This window comes from Actinomadura geliboluensis, assembly GCF_043197915.1.
In the GTDB taxonomy this organism is placed as follows: Bacteria; Actinomycetota; Actinomycetes; order Streptosporangiales; family Streptosporangiaceae; genus Spirillospora; species Spirillospora geliboluensis.
The window spans coordinates 236,206-261,231 of the sequence record NZ_JBICUA010000007.1 but is presented as its reverse complement, the minus strand read 5'-3'; the positions used below and the strand labels follow the sequence as shown (position 1 = coordinate 261,231).

Genomic DNA, 25,026 nt, shown 5'->3' with positions numbered 1-25,026 from the left:
GGTGCGGGCGGCCGGGCTGAACTTCCGGGACGTGCTCATCGCCTTGGACACGTACCCGGGAGAGGCGTCGATGGGCGTCGAGGCCGCCGGGGTGGTGACCGAGGTCGGTTCGGGCGTGACCGGGCTGCGGCCGGGCGACCGGGTGATGGGGATGGTCCCGGGGGCGTTCGGCCCCGTGGCGGTGACCGATCACCGTCTGGTCGTGAGGGTTCCCGACGGTTGGTCGTTCGAGGACGCGGCGGCGGTGCCGATGGTGTTCGCGACGGCTTACCACGCGCTGGTGAACCTGGCCGGGCTGCGGCCGGGCGAGTCGCTGCTGGTGCATGCCGCCGCCGGTGGTGTGGGGATGGCCGCGGTGCAGTTGGCGCGGCATCTGGGCGTCGAGGTGTTCGGCACGGCGAGCACCGGCAAGTGGGCCGCGCTGCGGGAGTCCGGGCTGGATGACGAGCACATCGCCTCGTCCCGGACGCTGGAGTTCGAGGAGCGGTTCCTGTCGGCGACCGGCGGCCGGGGCGTGGACGTGGTCCTGGACTGCCTGGCGGGAGAGTTCGTGGACGCCTCGCTGCGGCTCCTGCCGCGCGGTGGCCGGTTCGTCGAGATGGGCAAGGCCGACGTCCGCGACCCCTCGGAAGTGGCCGAGGCCCGTCCCGGTGTGGAGTACCAGGCGTTCGACCTGGCCGAGTTCGCTCTCGCGGAGCCGGAGCGGTTCCAGGCGATGCTCGCCGAGATAGCCGAGTTGTTCGAGCGCGGTGCGCTCGCGCATTCGCCCGTCCGGACGTGGGACGTGCGGCGGGCGCCCGAGGCGTTCCGCGTCCTGAGCCAGGCGCGGCACGTCGGAAAGATCGTGCTCACCATGCCGCCGGTGTGGAACCCGGAAGGCACGGTGCTGATCACGGGCGGCACAGGGACCCTGGGTGCCTTGCTCGCCCGCCATTTCGCGGAGGAGCGGCGGGCCGGGCATCTGCTGCTGACCAGCCGGCGCGGCCTGGACGCTCCGGGCGCCGCCGACCTTGCCGCCGAGCTGACCGGCCTGGGTGTGAAGGTCACCGTCGCCGCCTGCGACACCGCCGATCGCGACGCGCTCGCCGACCTGTTGGCGGGGATCGCTGAGGAGCATCCGCTCACCGCCGTCGTCCACGCCGCAGGTGTGCTCGATGACGGCATCATCTCCTCGTTGACCGCCGAGCGTGTCGAGAGCGTGTTCCGTCCCAAGGTCGACGCGGCCTGGAATCTGCACGAGCTCACCCGTGAGATGGAGCTTGCCGAGTTCGTTTTGTTCTCCTCCGTGGCGGGTGTCCTAGGTAATCCCGGCCAGGGCAACTATGCGGCGGCGAACGTCTTCCTCGACGCGCTGGCCGAGCACCGCCGGGCCAAGGGGCTGCCGGCGACGTCGCTGGCGTGGGGCTTCTGGGATCAGCGCAGCGACATGACGGGAGACATGGGAGAGGCGGACCTGGCCCGTTTCGCCCGCGTCGGCCTGGTGCCCCTCCGATCGGACGAAGGGGTGGCGCTGTTCGACGCGGCGCTCGCCCTTGGGGAGCCGGCGGTCATGCCCGCGCGGCTGGATGTCGCGCGGTTGGCGCAGGGTGGGGATGTGCCTGTGGTGCTCGGCGCGCTGGTGCGTCCGCGTGCCGTCCGGCGCACCGCTGCGGCCGGTGGTCCGGTGGCGGGTGGGCATCGGTTCGCCGGGATGCCCGCCGCCGATGTGGAACGCGAACTGGTCGAGACGGTGCGCGCGCACGCCGCGATCGTGCTGGGGCACGCGAATGCGGAGGCGATCCGGCCGGACGCCAAGTTCAGGGAGATCGGGTTCGATTCGCTGTCGGCGGTGGAACTGCGCAACCGGCTGACCGGGGCCATCGGTTTGCGCTTGTCGGCGACGGCGATCTTCGACCATCCGACTCCAGCCGGGTTGGCGCGGTACGTGCGCCGTGAACTGCTGGGGGAGGTGGCGCCTGCAGCCGAGCCCGTGGCCGTGGCGGCGGCGTTGGACGAGCCGGTCGCCGTGGTGGGCATCGGATGCCGTCTGCCGGGGGGTGTCCGGTCGCCCGAGGAGCTTTGGGAGTTGGTGGCGTCCGGCAGTGAGGCGATCTCGGGGATGCCTACGGATCGTGGCTGGGACGTTGACGGGGTCTATGACCCGGATCCGGGGCGGGCGGGGAAGACCTATGCGCGCGAGGGCGGGTTCCTGTACGACGCGGGCGAGTTCGATGCTGGGTTCTTTGGGATCAGTCCGCGTGAGGCGACCGCGATGGATCCGCAGCAGCGGTTGCTGTTGGAGACCGCGTGGGAGGCGTTCGAACGCGCGGGGATCCGCCTGGAGTCGGTGCGCGGCACCCAGACCGGCGTGTTCGTCGGCGCGCTGTCACAGGACTACGGATCACTGACCGATACCGCCGGGTTCGACGGTTACCTACTCACCGGTAGGACGACCAGCGTGATCTCCGGTCGGCTGGCGTACTTCCTCGGGCTGGAAGGCCCGGCGGTGACCATGGACACGGCGTGCTCGTCGTCGCTGGTCGCGTTGCACCAGGCGACGCAGGCGCTGCGCCAGGGGGAGTGCACCCTCGCGGTGTCCGCCGGTGTGTCGGTGATGGCCACACCGGGCCTGTTCACCGAGTTCAGCCGGCAACGTGGCCTGGCGCCCGATGGCCGGATCAAGGCGTTCGCCGATGCGGCGGACGGCACCGGCTGGGGTGAGGGCGTCGGTGTCCTCATCCTCGAACGGCTGTCGGACGCGCAACGCAACGGGCATCCCGTGTTGGCGGTCGTCCGCGGTTCGGCGGTCAACCAGGACGGTGCGTCCAACGGCCTGACGGCTCCTAACGGTCCTTCGCAGGAGCGTGTGATCCGGCAGGCGCTGGCTAACTCGGGCCTGTCATCGCAGGAGATCGACCTTGTCGAGGCGCACGGCACCGGAACGACTCTGGGCGATCCGATCGAGGCGCAGGCGCTGATCGCCACCTATGGCCAGGGACGCCCGGCAGACCGGCCGTTGTGGCTGGGGTCGTTGAAGTCGAACATCGGCCACACCATGGCCGCCGCCGGTGTGGCCGGTGTGATCAAGACTGTTATGGCCCTGCGGCACGGCCAGATGCCTAAGACGCTTCACGTGGACCGGCCGACGTCCCACGTCGACTGGTCCTCGGGCACCGTCGAGTTGCTGACCGAGCAGCAGCCCTGGCCGGAGGCCGACCGTCCGCGTCGGGCCGCGGTCTCGTCCTTCGGCATCAGTGGCACCAATGCGCACCTCATCATCGAGCAGGCTCCAGAGGAGGGTGAGGTCCGAGAGGCGCCGGAGCCGGTGGCGGTGACGGACGGGACGTTGCCGTGGCCGCTGTCGGCGAAGTCCGAGGCTGCGCTTCAGGAGCAGGCGCGGCGGCTGTTGGACCACCTCGACCGCAGTCCGGAGGCGACGCCCGCTGAGGTCGGGCATGCGCTGGTGGCGGGCCGTTCGGTGTTCGAGCACCGGGCGGTGGTGATCGGCCGGGAGCCCGCCGATTTCCGGGGTGCGCTCGCGGCGCTGGCCGGCGGTGAACCCTCACCGCACGTGGTCACCGGGACTGCGGCGGCCGAGCCGGGCAGGACGGTCTTCGTTTTCCCGGGGCAGGGTTCCCAGTGGGCGGGCATGGGCGTGGAGTTGATGCGCACTTCGCCGGTGTTCGCCGAGCACCTCACCGCGTGTGCGGAGGCGCTGGAGCCGTTCACCGGCTGGAACCTGATCGACGTCCTCACCCAGACCAACGACGCTCCCGACCTTGACCGGGTGGACGTCGTCCAGCCCGCGCTCTGGGCGATGATGATCTCCCTGGCTCGCCTGTGGGAGCACCTGGGCGTCACCCCCGACGCAGTAGTGGGCCACTCCCAAGGCGAGATCGCCGCCGCCCACATCGCCGGTGTGCTGTCCCTAGAGGATTCGGCCCGCATCGTGGCGCTGCGGTCCCAGACCATCAGCCACATCGCGGGCCAAGGCGGGATGGTCTCCCTGAGCCTCCCCGTAGCGGATGCCGAGGATCTCATCGCCCCATGGGCAGGCCGGGTGGCCGTCGCCACCGTCAACGGCCCCTCGGCCACCGTCGTCGCGGGCGACGCCGACGCGCTGGGCGAGATCATCTCGCTCTGCGAGCGCGACGGTGTTCGCGCGCGGAAGATCCCGGTCGACTACGCCTCCCACTCTCCGCACGTGGAGGCTCTCCACGACCAGCTCCTCGAGCTGTTGGAGCCCGTGCGTCCGCGCCAGGCCGAGGTGGCCTTCTACTCGACAGTGGCCGGTCATGCCGACGGCGTGATGAGCGACACGGCGACGATGGGCGCGGAGTACTGGTACGAGAACCTGCGGACCACCGTGGCGTTCGAGGCGACCACAAGCGCCCTCCTGGACGACGGCCACACCCTGTTCATCGAGGTGAGCCCGCACCCCGTCCTCACCCACCCACTCCAGGAAACCGCTGAAGAGCACGGCGGCGCTGACCAGATCGCCGTCACCGGCAGCCTTCGCCGCGACGAGGACACCTGGCACCGTGTCCTGGCCTCCCTGGCGACTGTTCATGCCCATGTAGCCCTGGATTGGTCCGGTTTCTATCCGGCCGCCCCGCCGGCCCATCTCGATCTGCCCACCTATCCCTTCCAGCACCAGGGCTACTGGCTCAAAACAACTGCGAAGGCAGGAGATGCGGCTGCGGCTGGGCAGGCGGCGGTGGGGCATCCGTTGCTCGGTGCTGCGGTGGAGTTGGCGGGGACGGGTGGCACGGTTCTGACAGGCCGGTTGTCGTTGGGGTCGCATGGGTGGCTGGCCGATCATGCGGTTTCGGGGACCGTCCTGCTGCCGGGTACGGCGTTCGTTGAGATGGTGCTGCGCGCGGGTGACGAGGTCGGCTGCGACCATCTCGAAGAGCTCACCCTTCAGGCGCCGCTCGTGCTGCCCGCGACAGGCGGAGTTCAGCTGCGGGTCGAGACAGGAGAGCCGGACGACACCGGACGACGCTCGGTGGATCTTTACTCCCGGCACGACGCTGACGGGACGAGCGAGCCCTGGACCTGCCATGCCACGGGTGTCTTGGCTTCTGGTGATCCAGTGCCCTCCACATGGGATGCGCGGGTGTGGCCGCCGGCCGGAGCGGCACCGGTGGAGACGGGCGAGGTGTACTCGTCGCTGGCTGCCCTCGGCTATCAGTACGGCCCGACCTTCCAAGGGTTGCGCTCGGTATGGAAGCGGGGCGACGAGCTGTTCGCGGAGGTCGTCCTGCCCGAGGAAGGGCACACGGAGGTAGAGGCTTTCGGCATTCACCCGGCCCTGCTGGACGCGGCCCTACATGCCGATCTGGTTTCGGACGAGCAGGACGACGGGCCTCCGAAGTTGCCGTTCGTGTGGTCTGACGTTCGTCTGCACGCGACCGGTGCGAAGAACGTCCGGGTGCGACTCGCACCGTCCGGCGGCGACACCCTCGCCGTGGAGGTCGCCGACACCGAGGGCGCGCCGGTCGCGTCGATCGGCTCGCTGACATCGCGTCCTGTCGATCCGGAGAAGCTGGGCGGGGCGCGGGACATCCGTCACGACGCGATGTTCCGCATGGAATGGGTGAGCCACGCCGTACCGGATTCCGATGGAGGATCGCTGGCGCTGGTCGGCGAGGACGCACTCGGCCTCAGCACCGCACAGACGCGGCACTACGCGGATCTAGCCATGCTGGGCGACGAACCCGCCGATTCCAGGCCCGATCTTGCCCTGACCTGCAGCGCACCCGGTGATGCTGCCGATCCCGTCGCCGCTCGCGACGTGCTGCTCAGGGCATTGTCCGTGGTGCAGGCGTGGCTGGCCGATGAGCGTTTCGCGGACATGCGACTGGCCGTGGTCACTCGCGGCGCGATGGCGGTCGACGACACGGAGAAGCCCGACCTCGCCTCAGCACCGGTGTGGGGTCTACTCCGCACCGCGCAGACAGAGAACCCGGACCGCTTCATCCTCGCCGACGTCGATGAGGACGAGCGTTCCCTCCGGATCCTGCCCGCCGCGCTGGCCTGCGGTGAGCCGCAGTTGGCGGTGCGCGGCGGAGAGGTCCTGGTACCGAGGCTGACCCGCGCCGCCGGGGGACTGACGCCCCCGCGCGACCAGGCCGCGTGGCGGCTGGACGTGACCAGCCGCGGGACCTTCGACGCGCTGTCCCTGGTGGCGGCCCCCGAGGCTGCGGAGCCGCTGCTTCCGCACCAGGTCCGGGTCGCGGTACGAGTGGCCGGGCTGAACTTCCGGGACGTGCTCATCGCCCTGGACATGTATCCGGGCGAAGCCTCGATGGGCAACGAGGCCGCGGGCACCCTCGTCGAGGTCGGATCGGAGGTGGCAGGACTCGCGGTCGGCGACCGGGTGATGGGGATGATCCCCGGCTCGTTCGGCCCCCTGGCGACCGTGGACCGCCGGCTCGTCGCCCCGGTTCCCGACGGCTGGACCTTCGAGCAGGCCGCTTCCGCGACCACGGTGTTCCTGACCGCGATGTACGCCCTGGTGGACCTGGCCGGGCTCCAGGCGGGCGAGAAGGTCCTCGTCCATGCCGCCGCTGGTGGTGTGGGGATGGCGGCGGTGCAGTTGGCGCGGCATCTGGGTGCTGAGGTGTTCGGGACGGCGAGCACCGGCAAGTGGGCCGCGTTGCGGGAGTCAGGGCTGGACGACGAGCACATCGCCTCGTCGCGCACCGCCGAGTTCGAGGAACGGTTCGCCGCCGCCACCGGGGGCGCCGGGATGGACGTCGTTCTCGACTCGCTCAGCGGCGACCTGGTGGACGCGTCGCTGCGGCTGCTGCCGCGCGGCGGGCGCTTCATCGAGATGGGCAAGACGGACGTCCGCGATCCGGAGCGGATCGCGGAGCTGTACGCGGGCGTGCGCTACCGGGCGTTCGACCTGCTGGAGGCCGGTCCGGACCGGCTCGCCGAGATGCTGGCCGAGCTGGTGGAACTGTTCGAGGCGGGGGCGCTCCGGCCGCTGCCCGTCCGCGCGTACGACATCCGGCGGGCGCCCGAGGCGTTCCGGCTGATGAGCCGGGCCGGGCATGTCGGCAAGATCGTTTTCACCGTGCCGCGGGGTTGGGATCCGGACGGGACGGTTTTGATCACTGGCGGGACGGGTGAGCTTGGTGGGCTGCTCGCCGGTCATCTAGTGCGTGAGTACGGGGTTCGGCGCCTCCTGCTGGTGAGTCGTCGGGGTTCCGAGGCGGCGGGTGCCGGGGAGCTGGTCGAGCGCCTGGCGGCGTTGGGGGCCGAGGTCCGGGTGGCGGCGTGTGATGTCGGTGATCGTGAAGCGTTGGCGGGTCTGCTGGCGGAGGTCTCGGCGGAGCAGCCGCTGACTGCGGTGGTGCATGCGGCGGGTGTGCTGGAGGACGGTCTGGTGTCGGCCTTGTCGCCTGACCGGCTTGACGCGGTGCTGCGGCCGAAGGCCGATGCCGCCTGGCACCTGCACGAACTCACTCGCGACACAGATCTCGCCGCGTTCGTCATGTTCTCCTCCATGGCGGGCGTTCTGGGCAACGCGGCCCAGGGCAACTACGCGGCGGCGAACGTCTTCCTTGACACGCTGGCCCAGCGCCGTCGCGCCGAGGGCTTGACCGCAACTTCCCTGGCTTGGGGAATGTGGTCCGACCGCAGCGGCATGACCGGCCACCTGGACGACGCCGACCTGGCCCGCCTGGCCCGCTCGGGGATCACGCCCATCACGGCAGAGGAGGGCCTGGCGCTGTTCGACGCGGCCGTGGCTCTCGGTGAGCCGGCGGTCGTTCCTGCGCGGCTGGATGTCGCGCGGTTGGCGCAGGGTGGGGATGTGCCTGCGGTGCTCGGTGCGCTGGTGCGTCCGCGTGCCGTCCGGCGTACTGCTGCCACGGGTGGTCCGGCGGCGGGCGGTGAGCGGTTCGCGGGGATGTCGGCGGCCGATGTCGAGCGTGAGCTTTTGGAGTTGGTGCGGGCTCATGCGGCGACGGTGCTGGGGCATGCGACGCCGGAGGCGGTCCGTCCGGACGCCAAGTTCAAGGAGCTGGGTTTCGACTCGCTGTCGGCGGTGGAGTTGCGCAACCGGCTGAGCGCGGCGATCGGCCGACGCCTGTCCGCCACGGCCGTCTTCGACCACCCCACCCCGGCCGCGCTGGCGCGCTATGTGCGCCGTGAACTGCTCGGTGAGGCGGTGCCTGCCGTCGAGCCCGTGGCCGTGGCGGCGGCGTTGGACGAGCCGGTCGCCGTGGTGGGCATCGGGTGCCGCCTGCCGGGAGGTGTCCGGTCGCCCGAGGAGCTTTGGGAGCTGGTCGCGTCCGGCAGTGAGGCGATCTCGGGGATGCCGACCGATCGTGGCTGGGACGTTGACGGGCTTTACGACCCGGATCCAGGACGTCCAGGCAAGACCTATGCCCGCGAGGGCGGGTTCCTGTACGACGCGGGCGAGTTCGACGCGGGGTTCTTTGGGATCAGTCCGCGTGAAGCGACCGCGATGGATCCGCAGCAGCGCCTGCTGCTGGAGACCGCGTGGGAGGCGTTCGAACGCGCGGGCATCGACCCGGCCACGCTGCGCGGCAGCTCGACGGGCGTCTTCGTCGGCGCCGTGTCGCAGGACTACGGCTCGGCGCACGACACCGCTGGATTCGACGGGCACGTGCTGATCGGCAGGACGACCAGCGTGATCTCCGGTCGGCTGGCGTACTTCCTCGGGCTGGAAGGCCCGGCGATCACCATCGACACCGCGTGCTCGTCGTCCCTGGTCGCGCTGCACCAGGCCACGCAGGCGCTGCGTCAGGGGGAGTGCACCCTCGCGGTGTCCGCCGGCGTGTCGGTGATGGCCACACCGAGCCTGTTCACCGAGTTCAGCCGGCAACGCGGTCTGGCGGCCGACGGCCGGATCAAGGCGTTCGCGGCATCCGCCGATGGCACCGGATGGGGTGAAGGCGTCGGTGTCCTCATCCTGGAGCGGCTGTCGGACGCGCAACGCAATGGCCACCATGTGCTGGCTGTCGTCCGTGGCTCGGCGGTCAACCAGGACGGTGCGTCCAACGGCCTGACCGCCCCTAACGGTCCTTCGCAGGAGCGTGTGATCAGGCAGGCGCTGGCCAACGCACACGTCCAAGCGGACGAGGTCGACGCGGTCGAGGCCCACGGCACAGGGACGACACTCGGCGACCCGATCGAGGCGCAGGCCCTCATCGCGACCTACGGCCAAGGACGCCCGGCAGACCGGCCGTTGTGGCTGGGGTCGTTGAAGTCGAACATCGGCCACACCATGGCCGCCGCCGGCGTCTCCGGCGTGATCAAGACCGTGATGGCCCTGCGCCACGGCGTGCTGCCGAAGACCCTGAACGTCGACGAGCCGACACCCCACGTCGACTGGACCTCGGGCACCGTCGAGCTGCTGACCGAGCAGCAGCCCTGGCCGGACACCGGACGTCCCCGCCGGGCCGCTGTCTCCTCCTTCGGCATCAGCGGCACAAACGCGCACCTCATCATCGAGCAGGCCCCGGAAGACGGCGACGACCCCGATCATGACGCTCCGGAGCCCGCCGTCGCCACGGACGGGACACTGCCGTGGCCGCTCTCGGCGAAGTCCGAGACCGCACTGAGAGAGCAGGCGCGGCGGCTGCTGGACCACCTCGACCGCAGCCCGGAGGCGGCGCCCGCGCGGATCGGTCACGTCCTGGCGACTGGACGTTCGGCGTTCGACCACCGGGCGGTGCTGATCGGCCGGGAGCCCGCCGACTTCCAAGGTGCGCTCGCGGCGCTGGCCGACGGTGAACCCTCACCGCACCTGGTCACAGGCACCGCAGCGACTGAGCCGGGCAGGACGGTCTTCGTCTTCCCGGGGCAGGGTTCGCAGTGGGCCGGCATGGGTGTGGAGCTGATGCGCTCCTCGCCGATGTTCGCCGAGCACATCACCGCGTGCGCGGAGGCGCTGGAGCCGTTCACCGGCTGGAACCTGATCGACGTCCTCACCCAGACCAACGACGCCCCCGACCTTGACCGCGTGGACGTCGTCCAGCCCGCCCTCTGGGCGCTGATGATCTCCCTCGCTTGCCTGTGGGAGCACCTGGGCGTCACCCCCGATGCCGTGGTGGGCCACTCCCAAGGCGAGATCGCCGCCGCCCACATCGCCGGAATCCTCACCCTGGAAGACTCCGCCCGCATCGTGGCGCTGCGCTCCCAGACCATCACCCGCATCGCGGGCCAAGGCGGCATGGTCTCCCTGCCCCTCCCCGCGGCCGATGCCGGGGAGCTGATCGAACAGTGGCGAGGACGGCTGGCCGTCGCCACGGTCAACGGCCCGTCGGCCACCGTCGTCGCCGGCGACGGTGATGCTCTCGACGAACTCCTGGCCCAGTGCGACGCCCAGGGCGTCCGCGCCCGGAGGATCCCGGTCGACTACGCCTCCCATTCGCCGCACGTCCACCCGCTCCATGACGAACTACTGGAGTTGCTGGCTCCGGTGCGTCCCCAGGACGCGGGCGTGGCGTTCTACTCGACCGTGTCCGCTCACGCCGGCGGTGCGCTGGACGACACGACGGTGATGGACGCCCAGTACTGGTACGACAACCTGGCCACCACCGTCGACTTCCAGGCGGCCACCCGTGCCCTGCTGGACGACGGGCACACCCTGTTCATCGAGGCCAGTCCGCACCCCGTCCTGACGCACCCGCTCCAGGAGACGGCCGAAGATCACGCGAGTACGACCGAGGTCGCCGTCACCGGCACCCTGCGCCGCGACGAGGACACCTGGCAGCGCGTCCTGACCTCCCTGGCCACCGTCCTCACCCACACCTCCACGTCCTCCCAGTGGGCGGGCTTCTATCCGGGCGCTCATCCCGCGCACCTCGACCTGCCCACCTACCCCTTCCAGCACCAGCGCTACTGGATCGACGGCCCCACCATCGCCGCCGACCCCAAGACGCTCGGCCTGCACGCCGCCGAGCACGGCCTGCTCGGTGTCGACGTCGCGCTCGCGGACGGGGAGGGCCACCTGTTCACCGGGCACCTGTCGTCGCGCAGCCATCCGTGGCTGGCCGACCACGCGGTCCACGACGTCCCGCTTCTGCCCGGCACCGCGTTCATCGAGCTAGCCCTCCACGCCGGCAGCGTCATCGACGCGCCCCGCCTGGAAGAACTCGCCCTCGAAGCGCCCCTCACGCTCCCGGCCAGCGGCGGCCTCCACTTGCAGGTGCGCGTGGCGGCGGCCGACGACGGACGCAGGGCCTTCACCGTCCACTCCCGGCCGGACGACGCCGAAGCCGACGGCGCCTGGACCCGCCACGCCACCGGCGCCCTCGCCTCCGAGGCGGCCCCGGCCGCCCCGCCGGACACGGCCGGCTGGGCGGGGCCGGAGGTCTGGCCACCGGCAGGCGCGACCCCCGTGCCCACCGACGCCCTCTACGACGGCCTCGCCGAACGCGGATACCGCTATGGGCCCGCCTTCCAGGGCCTGACCGCCGCCTGGCGGCAGGGTGACACCCTCTACGCCGAGGTGAGCGCCCCCGCCGGAGACATCGTCGGCACCGACCGCTACGGCATCCACCCGGCCCTCTTCGACACCGCACTCCACGCCATCGTCGCCACCAACCCCAGGCAGGGCCCGGACGAGGTGCTCCTTCCGTTCGCCTGCTCGGACGTCCGGCTTCACGCGGTGGGCGCGCGGGCGCTGCGCGTCCGGATCGTCCCTTCCGGCGAGGACACGCTGCGCGTCAGCCTCGCCGATCCGGCCGGGCGGCCCGTCGCCGAGGTGGCGTCGCTGGCCATGCGGCCGATCCCCGCAGACCACCTGGCGAAGGCCGTCTCGGCGAGGCGGCCCGGCCACCTGTTCCGCCTGGCCTGGACACGCACGCCCGGCACGGACGACCTCATTACCGGTCGCGTGGCGTTCGTGGGCCCCACCGTTCCCGAAGCGCTCGTCGCGGCACTGCCCGACGGAGTCGCGGTCGAGAGCCATCTGGATCTGGCGGCGCTGTCGGCGGACGCCACCGCCCCCGTCCCCGACCTGGTCATCGCCACCGGCCTGCTGGGGCGTCCCAGCCCCGCCGAGGACGTCCCCGGCGCCGCGCGGGAGGCCGTCCAGTACGCCCTCGACACGGTCAAGTCGTGGCTGGCCGAGGAACGGCCAGCGGATAGCCAGCTCGTGTTCGTCACCGCGCGGGCGGTCGCCGTCGATGACGGCACCGAGTCACCGAACCCTGCGGACGCCGCGGCCTGGGGGCTGATCCGCACGGCGCAGAGCGAGAACCCCGGCCGCTTCACCGTGATCGACCTGGAGGACGAGGACCGCGTCCTCCCGGAGGCGTTCCGGGCGGTGCTCGCGAGTGACGAGCCGCAACTGGCGCTGCGCGGCGGTGACGAGCCACGGCTCTACGTCCCCCGGCTCGTGCGGGAGACCCCGCTGGACGAGGGCACGGCCGCACCGGACCCGGCCGCCGGGGGCACGGTCCTGATCACCGGCGGCACCGGGACCCTCGGCGCCCTGTTCGCCCGCCACTACGCGACGGCCCGGCAGGCCGGGCATCTGCTGCTGACCAGCCGGCGTGGCCTGGACGCTCCGGGCGCCGCCGAACTCGCCGCCGAGCTGGCCGACCTGGGTGTGGAGGTCACGGTCGCCGCCTGCGACGCCGCCGATCGCGACGCGCTCGCCGCGCTGCTCGCGGCCGTCCCGGACGAGCACCCGCTCACCGGCGTGGTCCACGCCGCCGGCGTCCTCGACGACGGCACCGTCACCTCCCTGACCGCCGACCGGGTCGACCGCGTGTTCCGCCCCAAGGCCGACGCCGCCTGGCACCTGCACGAACTCACCCGCGATGCGAACCTCACCGACTTCGTCCTCTTCTCCTCCATGGCGGGCGTCCTCGGGAATCCGGGCCAGGGCAACTACGCCGCCGCCAACACCTTCCTCGACGCGCTGGCCCAGCACCGCCGCGCCGAGGGCCTGCCCGCCATCTCCCTGGCCTGGGGAATGTGGTCCGACCGCAGCGGCATGACCGGCCACCTGGACGACGGCCGGCTGGCTCGCCTGACCCGCCTGGGAGGCGAGCCCATCACCGCGGACGAGGGGCCGGGGCTGTTCGAAGCCGCCCGCGCCACGGGCGCCGCATGCCTGGCCCCCGTCAAGATCGTCCCCGCGCTGCTCCGCTCCGAGCTGGAGAGCGACACCCTTCCCGCCGTCCTGAAGGGGCTCGTCCCCGTTCCCGTCCGGAAGGCCGCCGCGGCCGCCGCGACGGCCGACGCCGGTAGCCTCCGCGACCGGCTGGCCAGCCTCTCCGCCGCGGACGCCGTGGAGACCCTCGCCGCCCTCGTCCGGACCCACGTCGCCCTCGTCCTCGGCCACGCCACGGCCGACGCGGTCGACCCCGACCAGGCGTTCAAGGACCTCGGGTTCGACTCGCTGACGGCGGTCGAGCTGCGCAACCGCCTCAACGCCGCCACCGGTCTCCGCCTCCCCGCGACCCTCGTCTTCGACCACCCCACCCCGCACCGCCTGGCCGTCCACCTCCACGCCGCCCTCTTCCCGTCCGAGCAGGCGCCCGCCTCCCCGGCCGCGACGGTCACCGCCGCCGACGAGCCCATCGCCATCGTGGCCATCGGCTGCCGCTACCCGGGCGGCGTGTACTCCGCGGACGACCTGTGGACCCTGGTGGCGAACGGGGCGGACGCCGTCGCGGAATTCCCGGCCACCCGCGGCTGGGACGTCGAGAAGCTCTACGACCCCGAGCCGGGCAAGCCCGGCAAGTCCTACACGCGCCACGGCGCGTTCCTCTACGACGCCGACGCCTTCGACCCCGCCTTCTTCGGCATCAGCCCCCGCGAGGCCCTCGCCATGGACCCCCAGCAGCGCCTCCTGCTGGAGGTCGCGTGGGAGACCATCGAACGCGCCGGCATCGACCCGGCCGCCCTCCACTCCACCCCCACCGGCGTCTTCGCCGGCGTCATGTACGGCGACTACCGCACCCGCCTCAGCACCGTCCCCGACGACCTGCAGGGCTACATCGGCAACGGCAGCGCGGGCAGCGTCGCCTCCGGCCGGGTCGCGTACGCCCTCGGGCTGGAGGGCCCGGCGGTGACGGTCGACACCGCCTGCTCCTCCTCGCTGGTGGCCGTCCACCTGGCCGCGCAGTCGCTGCGCTCCGGGGAGTGCACGCTGGCGCTGGCCGGCGGTGTCACCGTCATGGCGACGCCCGACATCTTCACCGAGTTCAGCAAGCAGCGCGGTCTGGCCGCCGACGGGCGGTGCAAGGCGTTCGCGGCCGCCGCCGACGGCACCGGCTGGGGGGAGGGCGTCGGCCTCCTGCTGCTGGAACGCCTCTCCGACGCGCGGAAGAACAGCCACCGGGTGCTGGCGGTCGTGAGCGGTTCGGCGGTCAACCAGGACGGCGCGTCCAACGGCCTGGCCGCCCCGAACGGTCCTTCGCAGGAGCGCGTCATCCGGCAGGCCCTGGCCGGCGCCCGCCTCACGCCCGACGAGATCGACGCGGTCGAGGCGCACGGCACCGGCACCATGCTCGGCGACCCGATCGAGGCGCAGGCGCTGATCGCCGCCTACGGCCGCGACCGCGCCGGGGACCGGCCGCTGTGGCTCGGCTCGCTGAAGTCGAACATCGGCCACACCCAGGCCGCGGCGGGCGTGGGCGGCGTCATCAAGATGGTGATGGCCCTGCGCCACGCGGTCCTGCCGAAGACGCTCCACGTGGACGAGCCGACCCCGCAGGTGGACTGGACCGCGGGCGCCGTGGAACTGCTGACGGAGGCCCGCCCGTGGCCGGACACGGGACGTCCGCGCCGCGTCGGGATCTCGTCGTTCGGCGCCAGCGGCACCAACGCGCACCTCATCGTCGAACAGGCCCCGGAGGACGAGGACCCTGCGACCCCGGGCCTGCCGGAGCCCGTGGTGGCGACGGACGGGACGCTGCCCTGGCCGGTGTCGGCGAAGTCGCCGGCCGCGCTCGCCGACCAGGCGCGGCGGCTGCTGGACCACCTCGACCGCAGTCCGGAGGCGACGCCCGCCGAGATCGGGCACGCGCTTGCCGCGGGCCGCTCGGTGTTCGAGCACCGGGCGGTGCTGATCGGCCGGGAGCCCGCCGACTTCCGGGACGGTCTCGCCGCGCTCGCCGCCGGGACGCCCTCCGCCCGCGTGGTCACCGGCGCGGCGCCGCCCCGGCCCGGCAGGACCGCCTTCGTCTTCCCCGGGCAGGGGTCGCAGTGGGTCGGCATGGGCGTGGAGTTGATGCGCTCCTCGCCGGTGTTCGCCGAGCACCTCACCGCCTGCGCGGGGGCGCTGGAGCCGTTCACCGGCTGGAACCTGATCGACGTCCTCGGCCAGGTGGAGGGTGCTCCGAGCCTGGACCGGGTGGACGTCGTCCAGCCCGCCCTGTGGGCGATGATGATCTCCCTGGCGCGCATGTGGGAGCACCTGGGCGTCACGCCGGACGCCGTGGTGGGCCACTCGCAGGGCGAGATCGCCGCCGCCCACATCGCCGGCGCGCTGTCGCTTGAGGACGCGGCGCGGCTCGTCGCTCTCCGCAGCCGGGCCCTGCTGAAGATCCGCGGCGACGGCCGGATGCTGACCGTCCTCGCACCAGCCGACCGGGTGCGGGAGATGCTGGCCGACTTGGACGGCGGCCTGGCGGTCGCGGCCGTGAACGGCCCGGCGACCGTCACCGTGTCGGGCTCCGCGGCGGCGGTGGCCGAGTTCAACACCGCGCTCTCCGCCGCCCGGATGATGCGCTGGGAAGTGCCGGGAGTGGACTTCGCCGCCCACTCCTCGCACGTGGAGGGCCTGCGCGACGAGCTGCTGGAGCTGCTTGCGCCCGTCCGGCCGCGCCCGGCCGCCGTCGCGTTCTACTCCACCGTCGCCGGCCGCGCCTGCGGGCCGATGGCCGACACCACCGCGATGGACGCCGGCTACTGGTACGAGAACCTAGCGGCCACCGTCGACTTCCAGGCGGCCGCCCGCGCCCTGCTCGACGACGGGCACACCGTCTTCGTCGAGGTCAGCCCCCACCCCGTGCTCACCAGCGCCCTGCAGGAGACCTCCGAGGACCACGAGGGCAGCGGCGAGGTCGCCATCACCGGCACCCTGCGCAGGGAAGACGGCACGTGGCAGCGCCTGCTGACCTCCCTGGCCACCGTCCACACCCACGCCGCCGCTCCGCGCTGGGCGGACTTCTATCCGGCCGCCCCGCCCGCCCGCGCCGAGCTGCCCACCTACCCCTTCCAGCACCAGAACTACTGGCTGCTGGACTCCGGCAGGCCCGGTACCGACCGCCCGACCGGCGCTTCCACCGACCCCGCCGAGGCCGAGTTCTGGGAAGCCGTCGAACGCGAGGACCTGGACGCCGTGATCGGCACGCTGGGCCTGGACGACCCGTCCGGCGAACGCGACGCCGCAGACTCCGCCGTGCCTGCGGTGCTGTCGGCCCTGTCGTCCTGGCGGCGCCGTCGGCGGGAGCAGGCGGTCATGGAGAGCTGGCGCTACCGCACGACGTGGAAGCCGCTGTCCGGTATCGAGACCGCCGGGGCACCGGGCCTGGAGGGAAGCGCCTGGCTCGTGGTCGTCCCCGAGGCGGCCGCTAAGGCCCCCCTCGCGGACACGGTGCTCGACGCGCTGCGGCGACACCGGGCCGAGGTGGTCCGCGTGGACGTCGCACCGGCCGATCTGCGGGACCGCGCCGCTCTCGGCGACCGGCTCGCCGTCGCGCTCGCCGAGAGCGGGGTCGCCGGCCGCCTCTCCGGAGCGCTGTCGCTCCTCGCCCTCGCCGATGACGGCCTGGACGCCGCACACGAGCCGGTCTCCGACGGCCTCATGGGCACGGTCGCCCTGGTGCAGGCGCTGGACGACGCGGGCGTCGAGGCCCGGCTGTGGTGCCTGACGAGCGAGGCGGTGACCACCGGGAACGCCGACGCCGTCGCGAACCCGCTGCAGGCCCAGATCTGGGGTCTCGGCCGGGTGGCGGCGCTGGAACGCCCCGAGCGGTGGGGCGGTCTCGTGGACGTGCCCGCCCGGCTGGACGGCCGCGCCGCCGAACTGCTGGCAGGGGTCCTCGCCGGCGCCGGCCGCGCGGAGGGCGCCGACGGTGCGGGCGGAGGCCATGGCGAGGACCAGGTGGCGGTGCGCGCTTCGGGAGCGTTCGGCCGGCGCCTGGAGCGGGCACCGCTGGGCGACGCACCGGCGCGGGACTGGCATCCGCGGGGCACGGTCCTGGTGACCGGCGGCGCGGGCGCGGTCGGATTGCACGTCTGCCGCTGGCTCGCCCGCGCCGGAGCACCGCATCTCCTGCTGGTCGGCAGGCGCGGCACGGACACGCCGGGGATCGCGGAGCTGACGGCGGAACTGGCGGAGCTCGGGACGCGCGTGACCGTGGCCGCGGCCGACGCCGCAGACCGGGACGCGTTGCGGGAGGTGCTGGCCTCGGTTCCGGAGGAGTACCCGCTGACGGCGGTGTTCCACGGCGCCGGAGTGCTGGAGGACGGGCTGGTCGAGTCCGCCACCGCGGACCGGCTGGAGCGGGTCCTGCGGCCCAAGGTGGCCGCCGCCGCGGCGCTGCACGAACTCACCGCCGGGCTGGACCTGGAGGCGTTCGTCCTGTTCTCCTCGGCCGCCGGCGTCCTCGGCAGCGGCGGGCAGGGCGGGTACGCCGCCGCGAACGCCTTCCTCGACGCGCTGGCCCAGGCGCGGCAGGCGGCCGGACTGCCCGCGACCGCCGTGGCCTGGGGCTCGTGGGGCGGCGGCGGCCTGGTGACCGGCGAGGTGGAGGAGCGCCTGCGCCAGCGGGGGCTGCCCCCGATGGAGCCCGAGACCGCGCTGGCGGCGCTGGCCGCCGCGCTGGACCGGGAGGAGGCGCAGGTGACGGTGGCGCGCGTGGATTGGGCGGACTTCGCGCCCGCGTTCACCGCGGGACGTCCCAGCAGGCTCATCGCCGACCTCCCCGATCTCGCCGCGCCCGCGGCCGGGCACGCCGCCGGCGGTGACGCGGACGGCGCGGCGGACGGCGACCTGGTCGCCCGGCTGAAGGAGCTGCCGGACGGGAAGCTGGAGAACGCCCTGCTGGACACCGTCCGCGCGCACGCGGCGGCGGTCCTCGGACTGCACGGCCCGGACGCGATCGGTGCCGAGCGGGCGTTCAACCTCGTCGGATTCGACTCGCTGACCGCCGTGGAGCTGCGGAACCGGCTGCGGCGCGCGACCGGCCTGCGGCTGCCCGTCACGCTGCTGTTCGACTACCCGACGCCGGTCGCCGCGGCGCGGTACCTGCGGGCGGAGCTGTTCCCCGAGCGGGCGGCCCGCAATGGCGGCGCCGCACCCGGCGGGACGGGCGCGGACATGGACGACGCCGGGCTGCGGAACCTGATGCTGTCGATCCCGCCCGCGCGGCTGCGCGAGGCCGGGCTGCTGGAGCCGCTGCTGACCCTGGCGGGCCGCCCGGCGCCCGGCGGCGCCGAACCGGCCGGCGCGGGTCCCGGGCCGGAGAACGGCGGCGGTCCGTCGCTGGACGAGATGGGCGTGGACGACCTGGTGCGCATGGCGATGAAGAACGACGAACCCGACGAGACGCGGAGGTCATGATGGCCGAACCGAACGATGCCGTCGTCGAGGCGTTGCGCGCGTCTCTGAAGGAGACCGAGCGGCTGCGCCGGCTGACCGCCGAGCTGTCCGCGGCGCAGCGCGAGCCGATCGCGATCATCGGCATGAGCTGCCGCTACCCGGGCGGCGTGCGCTCGCCGGAGGAGCTGTGGGAGCTGGTCGCCGCGGGCCGGGACGCCATCGCGGAGTTCCCGCGCGACCGCGGCTGGGACGTCGACGAGCTGTACTCGCCGGAGCCGGGCGTCCACGGCAGGTCGTACGTGCGCGAGGGCGGCTTCGTGTACGACGCGGACGAGTTCGACCCGGGCTTCTTCGAGATCAGCCCGCGCGAGGCGATGGCGGTCGACCCGCAGCAGCGCCTCCTGCTGGAGACGTCGTGGGAGGCGATCGAGCGGGCCGGCATCGACCCGACGGCGCTGCGCGGCAGCCGCACGGGCGTCTTCGTGGGGATCGCGCACCAGGACTACGGGCTGCCGATCCACGAGGCGCCGGAAGCGCTCGAAGGCTACCTGGGGACGGGCACTTCGACCGCGGTCGCCTCCGGGCGCATCTCCTACGTGTGGGGGTTCGAAGGGCCGGCCGTCACGGTCGACACGGCGTGCTCGTCGTCGCTGGTGACCCTGCACCTGGCGGTCCGGGCACTGCGCGGCGGCGAATGCTCGCTGGCGCTGGCGGGCGGCGTGACGGTCATGGCGAAGCCGGGCGCGTTCATCGAGTTCAGCCGGCAGCGCGGGCTGGCCCCGGACGGCCGCTGCAAACCGTTCGCGTCCGCCGCCGACGGCACGGCCTGGGGTGAGGGCGCGGGCCTGCTGCTCCTGGAACGCCTCTCCGACGCGCGGAAGAACGGCCACCGGGTGCTGGCGGTCGTCCGCGGCTCGGCGGTCAACCAGGACGGCGCGTCCAACGGCCTGACCGCGCCGAACGGCCCCTCCCAGCAGCGCGTCATCCGGCAGGCCCTGGCGGACGCGATGCTGGCGGGCGACCAGGTGGACGCCGTCGAGGCGCACGGCACGGGCACCGCGCTGGGCGACCCGATCGAGGCGCAGGCGCTGATCGCCGTCTACGGCGGGGACCGGCCCCGGGACCGGCCGCTGTGGGTGGGGGCGGTGAAGTCCAACCTCGGCCACCCGCAGTGCGCGGCGGGCGCGGCCGGTGTCATCAAGATGGTCATGGCCATGCGGCACGGCGTCCTGCCCAAGACGCTGCACATGGACGAGCCGACCCGGCACGTGGACTGGTCGGCGGGCGCGGTGGAGCCGCTCGCGGAGGCGCGGCCGTGGCCGGAGACCGGCGACCGGCCGCGCCGGGCCGGGGTGTCGTCGTTCGGTGTGAGCGGCACCAACGCGCACGTGATCATCGAGCAGGCGCCCGAGGAGGAGGCGGCGGAGGCCGAGCCCGCCGCCGGTCCCCTTCCGGGCGGGCTGGTGCCGTGGGCCGTGTCGGCGCGCTCGGAGAAGGCGCTGCGGGCGCAGGCGGAGAGGCTCCGCGATTTCGCCGCCGCCGACCCGGGCCTGGACCTCGCGGACACCGGCTGGTCGCTGGTCTCGGGCAGGGCGCGGCTCGAACATCGCGCGGTGGTGCTGGGACGCGACCGGGACGAACTGCTCAGCGGGCTGGCGGCGTTGAGCGAAGGCGGCGAGTCCGCAGCGGTGCTGCGCGGCATCGCAGGAAAGCCCGGTGACTCCGCGTTCATGTTCCCGGGGCAGGGGGCGCGGTGGGCGGGTGCGGCGGGACGGCTGTACGACGCGTTCCCCGCCTTCGCGCAGAGCCTCGACGAGACCTGCGGGCACTTCGACGCGCACCTGCCCTTCGCCCTGCGGCCCCTGCTCCTCGCCGAGGATCCCGCGGACCGCGAGCGGACCGATGTCGCGCAGCCCGCGCTGTTCGCGCTGCAGGTCGCCCTCTACCGGCTCCTGACGCGGTATGTGCCGCGCCCGGATTATCTGATCGGGCACTCCGTGGGCGAGATCGCGGCCGCGCACGTGTCCGGAGTCCTCGACCTGGACTCCGCGACGAGGCTCGTGGCCGCTCGCGGCCGGGTCATGCAGACGGTCGGCGAGCGCGGCGCCATGCTGGCCGTCCGCGCCTCGGAGACCGACGTCCTCTCCGTGCTCGGCGAGTACGAGCGCGTCGGCCTCGCCGCCGTCAACGGTCCGGAGTCGGTCGTCGTCTCGGGCCTCCGCGACGAAGTGCGCGACCTCAAGGAGCGGCTTGCCGCCGGGGGCACGGCGGTGAAGCCGCTCGACGTCGACCACGCGTTCCACTCGCCGCTCATGGACCCGATCCTGGACGAGTTCGCGGGGGCGATCGGCGACCTGCCCGCGGGCGAGATGGCGATCCCGGTCGTCTCGACCCGGCTGGGCCGCGCGGCCGAACCCCGGGAGCTGGCGTCCGCCGGGCACTGGGTGCGGCACGTCCGCGAACCCGTGCGCTTCCACGACGCGGTGGAGCACGCCCGCGCGGCCGGCGCGCGCGTCTTCCTCGAACTGGGCCCGGGATCGACGCTCGCGAGCATCACCACGGAGTCCTTCGACACGGCGGGCGTGGACGACGCGCTCGTCCTGTCGGCGTCGCGGCGGGACCGGGGGGCGGTGGAGGCGCTGGTCGCCGCGCTGGCCCGGCTGCACGCCGGGGGCGGCGCCGTGGACTGGGACGCGCTGTTCGGCGCGCGCCGCCGGGTGGACCTCCCGACGTACGCGTTCGAGAGGGAGCGGTACTGGCTGGACGCCTCGGCGGGCACCGGCCCGGCGGACACGGCGTCCGCCGGTCTCGCGGCCCCGGGGCACCCGCTGCTCGGCGCGATGGTGGACCATCCCGGCACCGGCGAGGTGGTGTTCACCGGCAGGTGGTCCCTGGAGGCCCACGACTGGCTGGCCGACCACGCCGTGTTCGGCGCGGTCGTCGTACCGGCCACGGCCTACCTGGACCTGGCGTTGTCGGTGGGGGACGCCGTCGGATGTCCCGCGATCGAGGAACTCTTCCTGGAGGTCCCCCTGATCGTCCCCGACGAGGGCGACGTGCAGGTACGGGTCGTGGCCGGGGCGGCGGACGAGACGCAGCACCGCACCTTGGAGGTGTACTCCCGCCCCACTGGGGACGGCCCGACCATGGGCGGCTGGACCCGGCACGCCACGGGCCGCCTGGCACCGACGACCGCCGCGCGGCCGGACGACGCCCCGTCACCCGCCGCGTGGCCGCCCGCCGGGGCGGCGCGCGTCGACGTCGACGGTCTCTACGAGAACCTCGCGGACACGGGGTTCGACTACGGCCCCGCGTTCCGCGGGCTGCGCGAAGTGTGGCGGCACGGCGACGATCTCCACGTCCTGGCGACGCTGCCCGAACCGGCGGACGGCGGCCCGCCGAGCAGCGGATACGCGCTGCACCCGGCGCTGATCGACGCGGCGCTGCACGCGGTGGCGGTCAGCGGCGCCATCGACCCGGACGGCGGCCGGGGCTGGATGCCGTTCTCGTGGGCCGGGGTGGAACCGATCCGGGAGTGCGGCTCCAGCGCGCGGGTCAGGATCACCCCGGCGGGCGAGGGCGCCGTGTCCGTGGTGATCGCCGACGAGCAGGGCAGGGAGGCCGCGCGCGTCGCCGCCCTGACGTTCCGGCCGGCGGGCGCCGAGCAGCTGCGCTCGGCACGGGCCGCCCACGAACGATCGCTGTACGAACTCCGATGGCGGCCGCTCCAGCGCGACGAGCGGGCCACCCGGCACGGGCGGTGGGGGGTTCTCGGAGCGAAGGACGGCCTGGCCGCCCGCCTCGTCGGGGCGAGCGAGGAGAACGTCCCGCTCCACGAGTCCATGGACGACGCCCTCGCGGCCGAGCCCGTCCGGCACCTCGTCCTCTGCCTGGACGACCTCCTCACCGCCGGACCGGACGTGCCCGCCGAGGTCGCCGACGCGGACACGCGCGTGCTGGGCTGGATCCGGCGGTTCCTCGCCGAGGAGCGGTTCGCCGGATCCACGCTGGTGTTCCTCACCCGCCTCGCCGTCGGCACCGGGAGCGGGGAACGCGTCGAAAGCCTCCCCGGCGCGTCCGTTTGGGGCCTGGTCCGGTCCGCCCAGGCCGAGCACCCCGGCAGGTTCCGGCTGGTGGACGTCGACGACGAGGAGGCGTCCTTCGCGCTTCTCCCGGGCATCCCGGCCATCGGTGAGGACCAGCTGGCGCTGCGCGGCGGCGCGCACCTCGTGCCGCGCATGGCGCCGGCCTCGCTCCCGGACCACCGGCTCGCGGCTCCGGCGGCCGGCGCGCACCGGCTGGGCATCCCGGACAGGGGGACGCTGGAGAACCTGACCTGGATCCCCTGCCCGGAGGTGGAGGCGCCCCTGGCGAGCGGCCAGGTCCGCGTCGCCGTGCACGCCGCGGGGCTCAACTTCCGGGACGTCACGATCGCCCTCGGGCTGGTGGACAGAACCGCCTTCGACGCCGAGATAGGGAGCGAGGGCGCCGGGGTGGTCCTGGACGTCGCGGACGACGTCACCGGGCTGGCACCCGGCGACCGCGTGACGGGCGCGCTCCACGGCGCCTTCGGCCGGGTGGCGGTGGCGGACCACCGCCTGCTCACGCCCTTCCCCGACAACTGGAGCCACGCCGAGGCGGCGTCCGTGCCGACCGCCTTCCTGACCGCCTACTACGCGCTCTTCCACCTGATCAAGCTCCAGAAGGGGCGGCGGATCCTCATCCACGCCGCGGCGAGCGGCGTCGGGATGGCCGCCGTCCAACTGGCGCAGCACGCCGGAGCCGAGGTCTACGCGACCGCGAGCCCGGCCAAGTGGCCCGTCCTGCGCGCCCTGGGACTGGACGACGAGCACCTGGCGTCGTCGCGGGACCTGGCGTTCGCGGACGAGTTCCTGGAGGCCACGGGCGGGCGCGGGGTGGACGTCGTCCTCAACTCCCTCGCCCACGCGTTCGTCGACGCCTCCCTCCGGCTGCTCCCCGAGGGCGGGCACTTCCTCGAAATGGGCAAGACCGACATCCGCGATCCCCGGCGCGTGGCGGCCGACCACCCCGGCGTCGACTACCGCGCCTTCGACGTCTACGGATCGGCGGGCCCCGAGCTGCTCCAGGAGATGACCCGCGCGGTCATGGACCTGTTCGCCGCCGGGAGCCTGCGCCTCAACCCCGTTTCGGTCCGGGACGTCCGCGACGCGCGCAAGGCGTTCCGCGAGATGAGCCAGGGCCGCCACGTCGGCAAGCTGGTCCTCGACGTGGGCGGCGGCTTCGGCGGCGGGACCGTGCTGGTCACGGGCGGGACCGGGGGAGTGGGCTCGCTCGTCGCCCGGCACCTCGCCGCCGAGCACGGCGTGCGGAGCCTGGTGCTCGCGAGCCGCCGGGGGACGGCGGCCGGCGGCGTCCGCGAGCTCGTCACGGACCTGGAGGCGGCGGGCGCGGCCGTCACGGTCGTGGCCTGCGACGTCGCGGACCGGGCCGCCGTCGCCGACCTGATCGCGGACATGCCGGCGCGGTATCCGCTCACGGCGGTCGTGCACGCGGCGGGCGCGGTCGCGGACGGCACGGTCGAGTCGCTGACCGCCGAGGACCTCGACCACGCGCTGCGCGCCAAGGTCGGCGGCGCGATCAACCTGCACGAGCTGACCAAGGGCCACGCTCTGTCGGCGTTCATCCTGTTCTCCGCCCTCGCGGGCGCGCTCGGAGCGGGCGGCCAGGCGAACTACGCCGCGGCCAACACCTTCCTGGACGGCCTGGCGGCGCGGCGCAGGGCGTCCGGCCTGGCCTGCACCTCGCTGAGCTGGGGCTGGTGGGAGCGGCGCGGCGGCATGACCGCCGGCCTGGACGAGGCCCGCCTCGCACGCCTGCGGCGGCTGGGCGCCGTCGAGATGCCCGCGTCCGAGGCGCTGGCCCTGTTCGACGCGGCGTGCGACCACGGCGGGCCCCTCCTCATCCCGGCCCGGGTGGACCTCGGCGCGCTGCGCGGCGCGGCCCGCGGCGAACTGCCCCCCGTCCTGCGCGACCTGGTCCACGGCGGCCGCCCGTCCCGCGGCCGGACGGGCCGGACCGGCGAGGGCCCGCGCGGCCTGACCGCCCGGTTGGCCGCACTGGCGGACGGCGAGGCGGAGGCGGCCCTCCTCGACTGGGTCCGCGAGCAGACCGCCATCGTGCTCGGCCACACCTCCGGCACGAGCGTCGACGCGGACCGGGCGTTCACCCACCTCGGATTCGACTCGCTGACCTCCGTCGAGCTGTGCAACCGCGTCGCGTCCTCGACCGGGCTGCGCCTCCCGTCCACCCTCGTGTTCAGCTACCCGACGCCCCGCGAGCTGGGCCGGCACATCCTCGGCCTGCTGCGCCCCGCCTCCGCCGCGCCCGGCGCGGGACCGTCCGGGGGCGCGGAGGCCGGCGAGCGGGCACCGGACCCGGACGCGCGCGCGGGCGGACTCGCGGACCTGGACCTGGAAGGGCTCCTCGACCTGGCGCTGGACGAGAAGGGGAAGTGA

2 protein-coding genes (1 of these 2 only partly in view) are annotated in these 25,026 nt (G+C 73.6%); both read left to right on the top strand.

Annotated elements, in window-relative coordinates; translation table 11 throughout:
- Window positions 1–18,550: the 3' portion of a type I polyketide synthase gene (locus ACGFI1_RS23690; protein ID WP_392787900.1), read on the top strand. 13,598 nt of this gene lie to the left of the window's left edge; the window shows 18,550 of its 32,148 coding nt (coding positions 13,599–32,148); its start codon lies off the left edge, out of view; it ends in the stop codon at window positions 18,548–18,550.
- Window positions 18,550–25,026, top strand: coding sequence for an SDR family NAD(P)-dependent oxidoreductase (locus tag ACGFI1_RS23685; protein WP_392787897.1), 6,477 nt, complete (start codon window positions 18,550–18,552; stop codon window positions 25,024–25,026). The genes ACGFI1_RS23690 and ACGFI1_RS23685 overlap by 1 nt, the downstream gene beginning before the upstream one ends.

Coding starts and splice junctions, on each gene's coding strand:
- ACGFI1_RS23685 (WP_392787897.1), top strand. CDS start 18,550: ATGGCCGAACCGAACGATGCCGTCGTCGAGGCGTTGCGCGCGTCTCTG.